The following is a 13,394-nucleotide window of genomic DNA, read 5'->3' as shown; positions in this document are numbered from 1 at the left end:
AAGCCTTGTTAAGGGTCGGAATGCGCCACGGCGTCTCTGGGGACGGACGCCGCCGGATTCATCGCGCCCCGGCAACGCCCGACCGCGTCGCAGAGCACGACGATGGCGCTCCCGGGCGTTGGCCGCAGCGACTCGGAGGCGGCAATCACCGCGCCGGCACCGACCGCGACCGTCACGGCCACAGCGCAGGCGATGCTCTTGAGCCATTCCAGCCAGGCGCGGCGAGGAGGCAGCGCGATCTTCATGGGCCCTCAGGGCTGTGCCGTCCTGACCGCGTCAGCGGCTTCGACGATGAGTCGGGTCACCAGCTTCGGCCGTGAGGTCATGACCACGTGCGAAGCCCCCTTGACCACGACCGTCTTCATCGACTTCGCACGCTCGGCCATGAAGGCCAGCGCGGCTGGCGGAATGTTCTTGTCGCGATCACCGTAGATGAACCACGAGGGCACGTTCTTCCAGGCGGCGGCAGGCGCCGCTTCGCCCAGGGCGCCCTCGGTGATGGGGCGTTGCGACACGGCCATCAGTTGTGCAACTGCCGGCGGCACGTCTTCGGCGAACTGCTTGCCGAACTTGTCCTGCTGGATGTAGAGGTCCTTGCCGCCGTTCGGGAGGATCACCGGTGCGGCCAGCGTGGGACCGAGCGTGCTGCCGGGAAACTTGCCCGACAGATCGACCGCCGACTCGCCCACTTCAGGCGCGAACGCCGCAACGAAGACCAGCGCCTGGACATTGGGCTTTCCAACTGCCGCAGCGGAAATCACCGAACCGCCATACGAATGCCCAACCAGCACGACCGGCCCGGGGATCGAACCCACGATCGCGGCCACATAGTCCGCGTCGGACTTCACGCCGCGCAGCGGGTTGGCAGCCGCGACAACAGGAAAGCTGCGCGCACGAAGGTCGCGCGCCACGTCGTTCCAGCTGGCCGATTCGGCGAAAGCGCCGTGAACCAGCACGATGGTGGGCTTGGCCGGCCGCGCCCCCGACGTGGCCGCGTTTGCAGGCGCCGAGAGGTGCAATGCCAGGATGCCGATGGCCGTGAATGCACGTGCGAGGATCGAAAAATTCTTCATGCTGATTACCTTTGTTGAATGGAGGGCCTGACTTGAAAACCTCGCATCCCGTGCGGGATGCATCGCGAGCGACAGGTACAGGCAATTGACCTTCGCTTGTTCTGAAAATCGGTGTGCGGCGGTGGGCCGCGGCTCAACACGCGCCAGAGGCGTGGCCCCCATGCGCAAGGGCGCTGGCGCATGCCTGCGCCAGCGGACTGGGATGCGGCGCGGCGCCGGCGGAGCAGATGTCCTGCACGAGCGGAGCCGCACCGATGGCCACTGTGGCAAAACGCAGCTCCGCATTCGCCGGCTCACCGCCCGCGACCGCGCAGGCCGCGGCGATGGCCAGCAGCGAGACGGTCATGTATCCCGCGGTCCAGACGCGGTCCATTGCGCCCCGCGGTTCGGCGTCGGCGGCCGCCTGCAAGGCCTGCTCGCGTGCCTTGCGCGTGCGGCGGGGTGCGCCCGATTGCGCGAGGGAATGAATGCGCTGCGTCATGATGATTCCTCGTGGGCGCCATCGCCCTGCCTCAGGACGGCTGGGCTCCGATTCGCGAACATCGCGGCATGGTCTGAATGCTAGGTTTCGCATCCCGGTTGCGGTAGGCATGCGGGAGGTACTTCCGTGTTGCCCACCCGGCATCAATGTGCGGCGCACCGTCAGGCGCGTCGTTGAAGAGGAAGCCACACGTTGAACTCGGCGCCACGGCCTGGCCCTGCGGACGTCGCCTTCACGAAACCGCCGTGAGCGACCGCAAGGCCGTGAACCAGCGCAAGGCCGATGCCCAGCCCACCGCGCGAGCCGCCGTCCCCGGTGCCGGCCTGGCTGAACAGGCCGAAGACATGCGGCAGGAACTCGTGCGCGATGCCGCAGCCGCTGTCTGCCACCGCAAGCCGGGCAAAGCCGTCCTCCGAAGAAAGGCGCACCCGAACCTCTCCGCCGGCGGGCGAGAACTTCATCGCGTTGTCCAGGAGGTTGCCGACGACCTGCTCCAGCCGCACCCGGTCGGCATGACAGATCAACGGATCGGCCGCCTGCACCTCCGCGCGGAAGCGCCCCGAGGGCCAGCGTTCACCGAATGCGGCGACAAGGTCGAGCGTGAGCGCGCCGAAGTCGACCTCCGCGCGGCGCAGCGCCAGCTTGCCGGTTCGCACGCGCGAGAAATCGAGCAGGTCGTCGATCAGCCGCGTCTGGCTTTCGATGGCGCGTTGCATCGCCTGGGCGATGCCTTGCAATTGCAAGGGCACCGCGGATGCGGACAGGCGATGGAGCAGGCTGGCATTCATCTGGATGACGTTCAACGGCTGCCTGAGTTCGTGCGAGATGACGGCCAGCGCCCGGTCTCGGGTCGCGCAGCGCAAGCTCGTTGCAGCGCGAATGTCGTGGGGAGACTGGAGGGCGGATTGCGCGCCCCCGATGGGATAAAGCTTCACGAGGAATCCGTGCTTCTTGATGCGGCCACCCCGGATTCATCGCGACAGGGGGCCTCGGTGATGAACGACGTTGTTCTCTGGTTCTCGCGATTGGACGGATCGTAGGCAGCCGCATTCCCTCGGAGAAGGCCGCTGCGGTGGCGCACCGTGTTGCCGGCCAAACACCAATCGCCGAGAACCGTCCGCGGTACATCGTTCGTCATTTCCGGACTCTTCGTTCACGCGAGCCGGGTTCCTGAATAACCTCGCGTCGCATCCAATAGCTCGACATCCCCGACAGCGACAGTTGCAGCGCATGCAGGGCGCAGATCGCGATCCCTGTCACAAAACCCCGTGTCCGACCGTCTTGCATCTCGAAGGGGCACGTCCCTGGGGTCCGGCAGACAGTCTTTCGGCGCATCGTGCGGCCCGAATGACCGCCGCCTTCATCTTCTTGACTGGATCGTCGAATGAAAAAATTTGCACTCGAGGCATTTCCCATCGCGGGCAAGCAGATCGTCGCCATCAGACGCCGCACGGGCCAGCCTGGAGCGCCAACATTGCAGGGGCTGGCGAGTGGGTGACATCTACGACATCGCAGCTCGCTCCACGCCACTGCAGGCGCATGCCGGCGCCGCGCAGGGACTGGGCGAGGTTCGATGGCGCTTTGGCGCATTCACCCTCTGGGAGGCCCAGCGCCGGCTCGAAAGACTCGGGCACAGCGTGCGCCTGGGCTCGCGTTCGTTCGAGCTGCTGCTGCAACTGCTCAAGCGCGAAGGCGACGTCGTAGGCAAGGACGAGCTGCTCGCCACCGTCTGGGCCGGCGTGGTGGTCGAGGAGTCCAGTGTCCGGGTCCACATCTCCGCGCTTCGCAAGGCCCTGGGAGAGCCGCAAGACGGCGACAACTGCAAGGAATGGATTTCGAACATCCCCCTGCGCGGCTACCGATTCAATGGAACGGTTTTTCGCGAGCAGGTCGGCAAGCCGACCGAAGAACGGACGCTGGCGATGGCTATGCCCGCACCGTCTTTCGCGAAACTGCCGGAACGCCTCACCCGGCTCGTGGGCCGCGACGCCGACATGGCGCGCGTGCTGACGGCACTCGACGCGCGCCGGCTGGTCACCATCGTCGGCGCCGGCGGCATCGGGAAGACCCGTGTCGCCATCCATGCGGCCGAATGCCATGCAGAACGCACGGCCATGCAGTTGGCCTTCATCGACCTCTCGCCGCTGGTTTCGCAGGCCCATCTGGCGAGCACGGTGGCCCGGTCGCTCGGCGCGCCGGCGGACACCGCCGACACGACGCGAGCCATCCTCCAGCGGCTGGCGGACCGCGATGTGCTCCTGCTGATCGACAACTGCGAGCACATGCTGGATGAACTGGCGCTGCTCATCACCGAACTGCTCGGCGCCCTGCCCGGCTTGCGCATCCTCGCAACCAGCCGGGAGGCCATTCGCATCGAGGGAGAACACGTCGAGCGGCTGTCGCCGCTCGCGGTGCCCGGCGCGGAATGTGCCGATCTGGCCGAAGCCATGGCGTCGCCGGCGGTCGAACTCCTGGTCGAGCGCGCAAAGGCCGTGGGTGCCCGCGCGTTCGAGGATTCCGATGGCCGGTTGCTCGCCGCGATCGCCCGGCAGGTGGATGGCATTCCGCTGGCCATCGAACTGGTGGCAGCACGCCTTGGCGTCCAGCCAATCGGCGATCTTGCGTTCCGGCTGAATGACCACATGCGGCTCTACTCCGCAGGCAGCAGGGCCGTTCTGCCCCGGCATAGCACGCTCGCGGCGGCGCTGGACTGGAGCATCGCGCTGCTCGACGACGCGGAACTGCGGCTCTTTCGCCGGCTTTCGGTCTTCCGAGGGCGCTTCGATGTCGAGTCGGCGCTGAGCGTCACCCGGGCGGACATGGACCCCGAAGTGGCGTTCGATGCATTGATCTCGTTGGCCAACAAGTCGCTGGTGTCGTTCGACAACAGCGACGCCATCGCGCCCTACCGGCTGCTCGACACGACGCGAAGCTACGCCGCCGCACTTCTCGCGCAAACCGATGAAGGCCCAGCGCTGCGACGGCGCCATGCGCTCCTCATGCGCGAGCTGATGAGCGCCGCGACCTCGGATTCGGGCGAACTCACCGGGCAGGCCTGGAACGCGCGCTACGCGCACCGGCTGGACGATGTGCGCAGCGCGATGGACGCCTGCCTGGCACAGCAGGACGACTGGGAGACCGGCGCCGCGCTCACCATCGCTTCGGCGCCTTTGTGGTTTCATGTCTCGCAGGTCGAGGAGTACCGCGACCGGGTCATCGGCGCGCTCGCGTGCCTCGCGCAACAGCCGGGAGCGGACACGGAGACGGAGGCCTGGCTGCAGATCGCACTGGGCAATGCGCTGTGGCACACCCGGGGAGCGGTCCCGGAAATGGGCGCCGCCTACGATCGGGCGCTGGCGATCGCCATGCGGGCCAAGTCGGTCGTGCTGGAACTGCAGGCCCGCTGGGGCATTTGCGTGCTGCATGCGATTCGCGGCGAATACGCGGCCGCGCTGCACCACTCGCAGGTGCTGTTCGAGTTCGCGCAATCGACCCCCGACCCCGCCGCACTCAACCTGGCGCATCGGATGACCGCACTGGCGAGTCACTTCTGCGGGGATTTTTCCGCGGCGAGCGCCGGCGCGCAGGCGGCGATCCTTGTCGGCGGCACCGTGCGCCCGACGCACGTCAACCTCTTCCAGTTCGATGCCGCCGTCGCATCGAACGCCCTGCTGGCCCGCACGCTCTGGCTGCGGGGCGATGCTGCGAAGGCCATGGCCACCGCGACCCGCGCGGTGGCGCTTGCAGAGGCCGGCGGCAATGCGTTGTCGCTGTGCTTCGCGCTGTTCGGCGCATGCCCCGTCGCCCTGTGGTCGGGCGAGCTGGAACTGGCGCGCAAATGGGTTCGCATGCTGCTAGACGAAGCCCGGCGCAGAGGGCTCGCGTACTGGCACCAGTGGGCGCACTGCTATGCGCTGGGCCTGCAGGCGTTCACCGCGGACGACCGCGAGCGCCACGTTCGCCAGGTCGTGCAGCAGCTTGCCTCCTTCGATGCGCCGCGCAAGGAAATGCTCGTGACCTTCTGCGCCGACTGGATCGACGACGAGACGATCGCGCAGGCCGAGGCCGGACGCGGCCAGTGGAGCGCGGCCGAGACCTGGCGCGCCGCCGGACGGCGTTGCGAGCAGCGCGGCCTCGACGACGAGGCCGAGGCGTTCTACCGGCGTGCCATCGACACCGCCAGGCAGCAAGGTGCGCTGGGATGGGAGTTCCGTGCGGCGATCAGCACGGCCAGGATGTGGGTTCGCCTGGGCAGGGCCAAGGAGGCCATCGCACTGCTGGACGAGCTTTGCCGGCGCGCGGCACCGTGCGGCGACCACCCCGGCCTTGCGCAAGTCCGCGCGCTGCGCAACGAACTCTCCCGCGCCTGAAGGACCGCGCGGCGCATGCGGCAGCGCCGGCCGGCCGCCATAACAAACCTTGACAGGCCTTAACTGGCCTCGGCATGGCTTTCCGCGCAGAGTGGCCGCTTCGCTTTCATGGGGGCTCCAGGACGCCTGATCCCCCGAACCGAGAAGCCGCCTCATGACTACCTCAGCCCTCCCCTCGTCCCCCTCCATTCCTCTCGCGCCGCGTGCGGACCCGCTGGCCTCCAGCTTCGCCACAAGTTACGCGGGGGTGGTCGCCTTCATCGCCGTCGTCACCGAAGGCAGCTTCGCACGGGCCGCCGATCGCCTGGGCATCGGTCGTTCCGCGGTGAGCCGCAGCGTTCAGAAGCTGGAAGACCAGTTGAACGTCCGGCTCTTCCTGCGCACCACGCGAAGCACCACGCTCACGCGCGAGGGCGACCTCTTCTACGCCAATTGCCACACCGGGGTCGACCGGATCGTCCAGGCCGTGGAAGAAATGCGTGACCTGCGGCAAGGCCCACCCCGCGGGCACCTGCGCATCAATGCCGCGGTCGGGTTCGGCCGCCGGGTCGTCGCGCCCCTGCTGGGTGAATTTCGCGCAACCTACCCGGAGGTCACCATCGACCTACTGCTGAACGACAAGCCGACCGACTTCACCTCGGACCGCGTGGACATCGCATTTCGCAACGGCCGCATGGAAGACGCCCAGATCATCGCCAAGCAGATCATCCCCATGCAGCTGATGCTGTGCGCCTCCCCCGCCTACCAGGAAGCCCACGGGCTGCCCACCACCGTGGACGCGCTGGCCCAGCACGAGTGCATCAACTTCCGCTTTTCATCCGGCCGTATCTCCGAGTGGGAGTTCAAGGTCGGAGGCCAGCCACGCAAGCTCGCGCCACAGGCCAAGCTCACCTACAACGACGCGGACCTGGTGCTGCAGGCCGTGCTCGACGGCCATGGCATCGCCCAACTGCCGGGCTACCTGGCCTGCGAGTCGCTGAGGACGGGTGCACTGGTCCCGTGCCTGACCCAGTACGCACCCGACGACAGCGGGCACTACATCTGCTACCTGAGCCGGCAGCATCTGCCGTCGCGCATGCGCGTGTTCATCGACTTCATGACGCTGAAGATCCGGGCCGCCGATCTGGACTGTCTCACCGACCTCAGCCCGAAACTGCCGGCCAACACTGGGATTGGTGCCGACGCGACAACAGCGTGAGTCCTTGCGCAGGCCTACCCCCGCGCGCTCGGCGAACCTAGCATTTGAACCGTTCCACGGCCTCTTTCGCAGCGCTCGCGCACCGTGGTCCGACGTTTCAATTTCAACTGCAGGAAACCATGAAGACCACACAAAACCCTTCGCGCCGACACCTGATTGCGACAGGCGCTGCCGTCGCCACTGGAACCCTCGCGTTCGGCATGCAGGACGCAGCCGATGCAGCAACCCGCAATCGTTCGACCCAACCCCGGAGCCCTTCCATGACAAGCAACACCATCACCACCCCCGACGGCACGCAGATCTACTACAAGGACTGGGGCGACGGCCCCGTCGTCACCTTCTCCCATGGCTGGCCGCTCAACGCCGACGCATGGGACGGACAGATGCACTTCCTGGCGCGCAACGGCTATCGCGTCATCGCGCACGACCGTCGCGGCCATGGCCGCTCGAGCCAGTCGTCGTCGGGCAACGACATGAACGGCTACGCCGACGACCTCTCGGCGCTCTTCGAGGCGCTCGACCTGAAGAAGGTCACGATGGTCGGCCACTCCACCGGCGGCGGCGAGGTGGCGCGCTACATCGCACGCCATGGCAGCAAGCGCGTGGCCAAGGCCGTGCTCATCGGCGCGGTGCCGCCGGTCATGCTGAAGTCCGCGGCGAACCCCGAAGGCCTGCCGATCGAGGTGTTCGACGGTCTTCGCGCTGGCGTGGCCGGCGACCGTTCGCAGTTCTACAAGGACTTTTCGATCCCGTTCTACGGCGCCAACCGTCCGGGCGCCAAGGTATCGCAGGGCATCCTCGACCACTTCTGGCTCTTGAGCATGCAATGCGGCCAGAAAAATGCCTACGAGTGCATCAAGGCCTTCTCGGAGACCGACTTCACCGAAGACCTGAAAAAGATCGAAGTGCCGACCCTGATCATGCACGGCGAGGACGACCAGATCGTGCCCATCCACGACTCCGCGAAGAAGTCCGTGCAGCTCGTCAAGGGCGCCAAGGCCATCTACTACCCGGGCGCGCCGCACGGGCTCACCGCCACGATGCAAGACAAGGTGAATGCGGACCTGCTCGCATTCCTGAAGAGCTGAACCGCGAACAGGACCGACCGACCCATACCTCGCACCATGCTGAATCTATTGCTGCAAACCACGATCGAAGGAGACCCGGACGACTGGAACATTTCGCGCTTCAGTCGGCTCGCATCGTTTCTCTCGCAGCTGCAGGACGACGAGGGTCGGCCCGCCTTCCGCGTGACGGCGCGCGACCGTGCACCGCGCGCCGCGCCCGACCCCGTGCTCTCGACGCTGAACGAATCGGACTTCGACCAGCTCTGGCTCTTCGCCGTCGATACCGGCGACGGCCTGACGCCGGAGGATTGCGCGAGCATCAGCCGGTTCCGGCATCGCGGCGGCGGCCTCATGGTCACGCGCGACCACATGGACCTGGGCAGCTCGATCTGCAACCTGAGCGGGATCGGCGCCGCGCATCACTTCCACAGCCGCAACTGCGAGCCCGAGGCGGGTCGCCAGTGTGTCGACAACCCGTTCTCGGGCCACATCTCGTGGCCCAACTACTACTCGGGCGCGAACGGCGACTACCAGCGCATCCGCTCGGTCGGCAGCATCCATCCGGTAATGCGCGACAGGCGCTCGGCGACCGGCGTGATCCAGTACCTGCCCGCGCATCCACATGAAGGCACCGTCGGCGTACCGCCCGGCGACCCGAACTGCCGCGTGGTCATGGAAGGAGAGAGCTCGATATCCGGCAGGCGCTACAACATCGCGGTCGCTTTCGAGCGCTCCGAGCACGGCGGCAGGGCGATCGCGCAATCCACCTTCCATCACTTCGCGGACTACAACTGGGACCCCTCGGCCGGCTGTCCTTCCTTCGTGACCGAGCCCGCCGGGGACGGGATCGTCCGCTTTTCCGAAGCGTTGCGCTCCACGAAGCAGTACGTGCGCAACATCGCCTTCTGGCTCAACGCCTGAGCAGGCTCCCAAGGAAAAACAATGCACGACCCGCAGCAAATCATCACCCCCGACGGGAACATCCCCGCGTACGTCGCACGTCCGCAGAAGCTCCCCGCGCCGGTCATCGTCGTCGTCCACGAAGTCTTCGGCGTCAATGCCGACATGCGCCAGTCGTGCAACGAGCTTGCGGCGCAAGGCTACCTGGCCGTCTGCCCCGACCTGTTCTGGAGGATCGCCCCGGCCGTCGAACTCACCGACCGGACGGAGGCGGAGCGTGCGCAGGCACTGGCGCTGTACAACGCCTTCGACATCGATGCCGGTGTGAACGACATCGCCGCCGTCGTGAACGCCGCCCGCGGTATGCCGGGTTCCACGGGGAAGGTCGGTGTCGTCGGCTACTGCCTCGGTGGCCTGCTGGTCTTCCTCACGGCCGCGCGTGCAGGCGCCGATGCGGTGGTGGCCTACTACCCCGGCAACGCGGACAAGTACATCGGGGAAGTGGATCGCATCGCCAGCCCGCTGATCGTTCATCTCGCGGAGAAGGACGAATACATCCCGGTCGATGCGCAGCGGAAAATTTCGTCCGCCCTGGCGAACCATCCACAGGTGCAGGCCTACAACTACCCCGGTTGCGGCCACGCCTTTGCACGCCATCGCGGCATCAGCTACGACGCCGAAGCAGCCGCACTGGCCAACGGCAGGACAGCCGCCTTCCTGGCATTGCATTTGCAAGGCGACTGAGGCTCCGGCGGGCCGTCAGCAGCAACGGCTTTCCAAGGCGAAAATCGGCGGGCGGCCCGAGACGGCTTTGCCATGGCGGCGAGTCTTCAGGGCCGGACTGACATTCCGATTCCGGTCCCGCGGGCCTCACTTGATGGAGTCAACCATGCTGCGTCTCTACGACAGTCGTCTATCGGGCAACTCATGGAAGATCCGCATCCTGCTGAGCCAGTTGGGATTGGCCTACGAACGCATCACGCTGGACCTGCAGAAAGGCGAGACCCGCGAACCCGCGTTTCTGCAGATCAGCCGGTTCGCGCGGGTGCCGGTTCTCATACTGGAAGACGGTCGCCCGATTGTCGAATCTGGCGCGATCCTGCTGCATCTCGCAGAGAGCACGCCCTACCTGCCCGACGACCCGTACTTGCGGGCCGAAGTCATGGGCTGGCTTTTCTTCGAGCAGGCGGACCTGCAGAAAGCCATCGCCATCCCGCGCGTGCTTCACTTGCGCGGCCTTGCACAGGCCAAGCAGCAAGACATCGACAGGTTCCATGCCGACGGATACCCAAGCCTCGAAAAACTGGACCAGTGGTTGCTCGCGCGCACATGGCTCGTGGGCGAGCGCTACACCATCGCCGACCTCGCACTCTCGGCCTATGTTGGATTGGCCGCCCAAGGCGGCTACGACATGGCGCGCTTCGCCGGCATCCGCAACTGGCTGGCGCGCGTGCAGGGGCAGCGCGGCTGGGTGCGCCTGATTCCCGAAGACGGCCCAACAGCCAACGCCTGACCCGCGCCTGCACCGAGCGCCGATGTGCCGACCATGCGGCCGCCGTGGCTGCGCCCTGGATCGTTCGAATTTTCGGGACCGTGCGTACAAGCCCCGACGCCTTCTCAACCCCCAGCGGGCTCCCTACGATTTGCCTGCGTTCATCCTGAACCGGATCGAACGCAAACCCGCTCATTGATTGTTGGTTGGTGTGCCTGCCGCGCAGGCGGATGAGGAATGTGATGACGAGTCGTGCCTCCCTGATCGAGATGACTGCCGCCGCCCGCGCTGCCATTGCGGACCCCCACCGCATCACCATCGTGGGCGATCGCCCGGAACCCAAGTTCGAACTCTTCCATGCGGCGAGCTCGCTGTGCTCGCAGAAGGTGCGCACGGTGCTGCACGAGAAGGCGCTTTCGTATCGCTCCAACGACATGCTGATCCTGAGCACCATGGGCAGCGATGGATTGGTTCCGGCCGAACACTACAGCCCCGCCTACATTCGCCTGCGCCTGGTCGCCGCGCGCGAGTTGAACCGCGAATACGTCAGCGGCTACAGCGGACGGACATCGGTCGAGACGGAGGGCTTCGATCCTTGCGTCGTGCCATTGCTCGTCGACTACCAGGCCGGCCGCGTGATCGCCGACTCGCAGCGCATCTGCATCTACCTCGACGGCGTATCGCGCGCGCCGCTCCAGCTCATTCCCGACGCGCCCGATGCGCGCGCCGAGGTGATGCGCCAGGTCGGCATCGTCGACAGGATTCCGAACGGCGCCCTGCTCTACGGTTTTCATCCGGATGCGGATCTGCGGCCCGAGGCCCTCAAGACATCGATGCAGACGGTCTATGACTACAAGGTCATGGCGCTCGAGCGCCTTATGGCCGACAACGCCGGCGAACCCGAACTGGTGGCGGCCTACCGTGCAAAGGTCGTGAAGGAAAGCGGCGGCAAGAAAGTGTGCCGCGACCCGGCGTTCCAGCGTGCTGCGCGCCAGAAGGCGGGGCAGTTGCTCAGCGACCTGGAGCGCGACCTGGCCGCGGGTTTGTTTGCTTGCACGAACGGGCACGCCTTCTCGCTCGCGGATGTGTTCTGGGGCGTGAACCTCGTGCGCCTGAACTACCTCGGCCTGGCGTCGATGTGGGAGGCACTGCCCCACGTCACGCGCTATTTCGACGAGTTGGCCAGGCGGCCTTCGCTGTGCAAGGAAGCCATCCAGGCGTCGCTCGATTCGCTGCCGCACTCCCGCTACATGGATGCCGTGGCGGACTGTCGGGCCGACGCCGTGGCCTGAGTTTTCCCGCGGCATAGCGCATCCCGTCCGCCGCACCTTTCGCCACCCATTGAGTCACCCGTCACGTCGTGATGGCGGGCGAGTTCGTCCTACTTTTCGTGAACACGGAGCCAAGCCTTGAACGCCGTTCGCCAGCCAACCCGCGTAGTCCCACGCGCCCCCGGTCTTCGCCGTGCGCTCGAAGCTCTTGCCACGCGGCGCATCACGGTCTCCGGCCTGATCGAGCAGGCGCTCGACGCGGCAGAGGCCGGCAAGCGCGAGCTGCACGCGTTCGCCGCCATCGACTGGGACGGCGCGCTCCGGGCCGCGGCGGAAAGCGAGCGGCGCTATGCGCAAGGCCGGCAACGGCCGCTGGAAGGGCTGGCCATCGGCGTCAAGGACCTGATCGACACCCGAGGCATCGAAACCAGCTACGGCTCGGCCGCCTATCTGGGGCACCTTCCGGCCTTCGACGCTGACGTCGTGCGCGCGCTGATCGAGCGCGGCGCCATTCCCATCGGCAAGACGACCACGCACGAATTTGCATGGGGCGTGACCACGGCCAGCGTCACCTTCGGCGACGCGTTGAACCCGCTGGACCGCACGCGCATTCCCGGCGGCTCCAGCGGCGGTGCCGCCGCGGCGATCGCCTACGGCGCCGTGGCCGCTGGCCTCGGCACGGACACCGGCGGGTCGGTGCGGATTCCGGCCGCGCTGTGCGGCGTCGTCGGCTTCAAGCCGACGTACGGCGCGCTGCCCACGCGCGGCATCTTTCCGCTGGCGCCGACGCTGGACCATCCCGGTTTTCTCGGCGAGACGGTCGACGACATCGCGATGCTTGCGGGCGCCTTTCACATCGAGATGCCGCGGAACGCCGCCCCTCTGCACGCACGCCTGGGCGTCATCCACGAGATCGCGCCCGTGCCGTTGAGCGCCGAGGTCGCGGCGGCGTTCGACGCCGCGGTCGCAAGGCTCGGAGAGGCCTTCGCCTGCACGACGCTCGATGAGCCCGGGCTGTTCGGCGGCGTCTTCGAAGCCTTCGCGCACATCGTCCTCGCCGAAGGCGGCGCAGAGCACTTCCGGCGCAACGACACCGATCGCATCGCGGCCCACTACAGCCGCGAGACCATCGACAGGCTCGAACGCGCCAGGACCCTGACGCTGGGCGACTACGCGCGTGCGCAGCAAATGCGGCGCGATTTCACGGCCAGGCTGCATCGCGCGATGTCGGCGGTCAACTGCCTCGTGCTACCCACCTGCCCATGCACTGCGCCGCGGGTGAACCAGGCGTCGATCGATATCGGCAACTGGTCGGGCACGGTCCGCGAGGCGCTGATGACCTACACGGCGCCTTTCAACGTTGCGGGCTTCCCCGCCATCTCGATCCCCCTCGCCGCGCGCGACGGCCTGCTTCCCGCAGCGCTGCAGATCGTCGCGAAGCCGGGCCACGACGCAGCCCTCCTGCAGCTCGCCCAACAGATCGAACAGCTGCTGCGCCCGGTGGCCGCGACCACGCCGGCGCGCTGACAGACCCCACACAAC

The 13,394-nt window shown here is 66.9% G+C and carries 12 protein-coding genes; 8 read left to right on the top strand and 4 right to left on the bottom strand.

Translation table 11 applies throughout. The features are described 5' to 3' along the window. Positions 1 to 8: 8 nt before the first annotated feature. The 4 genes from ACSFA7_RS04560 to ACSFA7_RS04545 all read right to left on the bottom strand — a co-directional run bounded on the left by ACSFA7_RS04560 (position 9) and on the right by ACSFA7_RS04545 (position 2,489). Entirely contained in the window at positions 9 to 245 is a 237-nt protein-coding gene (locus tag ACSFA7_RS04560; protein ID WP_435498285.1) for a hypothetical protein, read from the bottom strand. A 6-nt stretch (positions 246 to 251) separates the two neighbouring features. After that, positions 252 to 1,073 carry an alpha/beta fold hydrolase gene (locus tag ACSFA7_RS04555; RefSeq protein ID WP_435498284.1) on the bottom strand — a complete coding sequence of 274 codons (822 nt, stop codon included), beginning with the start codon at positions 1,071 to 1,073 and terminating at the stop codon, positions 252 to 254. 133 nt (positions 1,074 to 1,206) lie between these two features. After that, complete coding sequence (locus tag ACSFA7_RS04550) at positions 1,207 to 1,554, bottom strand: hypothetical protein (protein WP_435498283.1); 348 nt, start codon at positions 1,552 to 1,554, stop codon at positions 1,207 to 1,209. Positions 1,555 to 1,715: 161 nt separating this feature from the next. After that, positions 1,716 to 2,489 (bottom strand): sensor histidine kinase, encoded by a 774-nt coding sequence (locus ACSFA7_RS04545; protein ID WP_435498282.1) that lies wholly within the window; start codon positions 2,487 to 2,489, stop codon positions 1,716 to 1,718. A 702-nt stretch (positions 2,490 to 3,191) separates the two neighbouring features. Between ACSFA7_RS04545 and ACSFA7_RS04540 the strand changes: the two genes are divergently transcribed. From ACSFA7_RS04540 to ACSFA7_RS04505, 8 genes are all read left to right on the top strand, one after another. Further along, entirely contained in the window at positions 3,192 to 5,924 is a 2,733-nt protein-coding gene (locus ACSFA7_RS04540; RefSeq protein ID WP_435498281.1) for an ATP-binding protein, read from the top strand. A gap of 154 nt (positions 5,925 to 6,078) precedes the next feature. Then, the gene (locus ACSFA7_RS04535) at positions 6,079 to 7,122 is read left to right on the top strand and encodes a LysR family transcriptional regulator (protein ID WP_435498280.1); all 1,044 of its coding nucleotides are present in this window, start codon (positions 6,079 to 6,081) and stop codon (positions 7,120 to 7,122) included. Between the two features lie 119 nt (positions 7,123 to 7,241). After that, a complete protein-coding gene (locus ACSFA7_RS04530; RefSeq protein ID WP_435498279.1) occupies positions 7,242 to 8,210 on the top strand; it encodes an alpha/beta fold hydrolase in 969 nt (322 codons plus the stop codon). A gap of 36 nt (positions 8,211 to 8,246) precedes the next feature. Then, positions 8,247 to 9,110, top strand: a complete 864-nt coding sequence (locus tag ACSFA7_RS04525; RefSeq protein ID WP_435498278.1) for a hypothetical protein — start codon at positions 8,247 to 8,249, stop codon at positions 9,108 to 9,110. Positions 9,111 to 9,131: 21 nt separating this feature from the next. After that, positions 9,132 to 9,833, top strand: coding sequence for a dienelactone hydrolase family protein (locus ACSFA7_RS04520; RefSeq protein WP_435498277.1), 702 nt, complete (start codon positions 9,132 to 9,134; stop codon positions 9,831 to 9,833). A gap of 145 nt (positions 9,834 to 9,978) precedes the next feature. Continuing rightward, positions 9,979 to 10,602, top strand: coding sequence for a glutathione S-transferase family protein (locus ACSFA7_RS04515; RefSeq protein WP_435498276.1), 624 nt, complete (start codon positions 9,979 to 9,981; stop codon positions 10,600 to 10,602). 221 nt (positions 10,603 to 10,823) lie between these two features. Continuing rightward, positions 10,824 to 11,873, top strand: coding sequence for a glutathione S-transferase family protein (locus tag ACSFA7_RS04510; protein WP_435498275.1), 1,050 nt, complete (start codon positions 10,824 to 10,826; stop codon positions 11,871 to 11,873). 117 nt (positions 11,874 to 11,990) lie between these two features. Next, a complete protein-coding gene (locus ACSFA7_RS04505; protein ID WP_435498274.1) occupies positions 11,991 to 13,379 on the top strand; it encodes an amidase in 1,389 nt (462 codons plus the stop codon). Positions 13,380 to 13,394: the final 15 nt, after the last annotated feature.

This window comes from Variovorax trehalosi (assembly GCF_051216415.1).
Lineage (GTDB): Bacteria > Pseudomonadota > Gammaproteobacteria > Burkholderiales > Burkholderiaceae_C > Variovorax.
Note: the sequence above shows the minus strand (reverse complement) of the source record. Positions and strands in the feature narration are given on the sequence as shown.

Excerpts from the sequence above, each read along its gene's own strand:
- ACSFA7_RS04520 (WP_435498277.1), top strand. The coding sequence starts at position 9,132 with ATGCACGACCCGCAGCAAATCATCACCCCCGACGGGAACATCCCCGCG.
- ACSFA7_RS04550 (WP_435498283.1), bottom strand. The coding sequence starts at position 1,554 with ATGACGCAGCGCATTCATTCCCTCGCGCAATCGGGCGCACCCCGCCGC.
- ACSFA7_RS04515 (WP_435498276.1), top strand. The coding sequence starts at position 9,979 with ATGCTGCGTCTCTACGACAGTCGTCTATCGGGCAACTCATGGAAGATC.
- ACSFA7_RS04535 (WP_435498280.1), top strand. The coding sequence starts at position 6,079 with ATGACTACCTCAGCCCTCCCCTCGTCCCCCTCCATTCCTCTCGCGCCG.
- ACSFA7_RS04555 (WP_435498284.1), bottom strand. The coding sequence starts at position 1,073 with ATGAAGAATTTTTCGATCCTCGCACGTGCATTCACGGCCATCGGCATC.
- ACSFA7_RS04510 (WP_435498275.1), top strand. The coding sequence starts at position 10,824 with ATGACGAGTCGTGCCTCCCTGATCGAGATGACTGCCGCCGCCCGCGCT.
- ACSFA7_RS04525 (WP_435498278.1), top strand. The coding sequence starts at position 8,247 with ATGCTGAATCTATTGCTGCAAACCACGATCGAAGGAGACCCGGACGAC.
- ACSFA7_RS04530 (WP_435498279.1), top strand. The coding sequence starts at position 7,242 with ATGAAGACCACACAAAACCCTTCGCGCCGACACCTGATTGCGACAGGC.
- ACSFA7_RS04560 (WP_435498285.1), bottom strand. The coding sequence starts at position 245 with ATGAAGATCGCGCTGCCTCCTCGCCGCGCCTGGCTGGAATGGCTCAAG.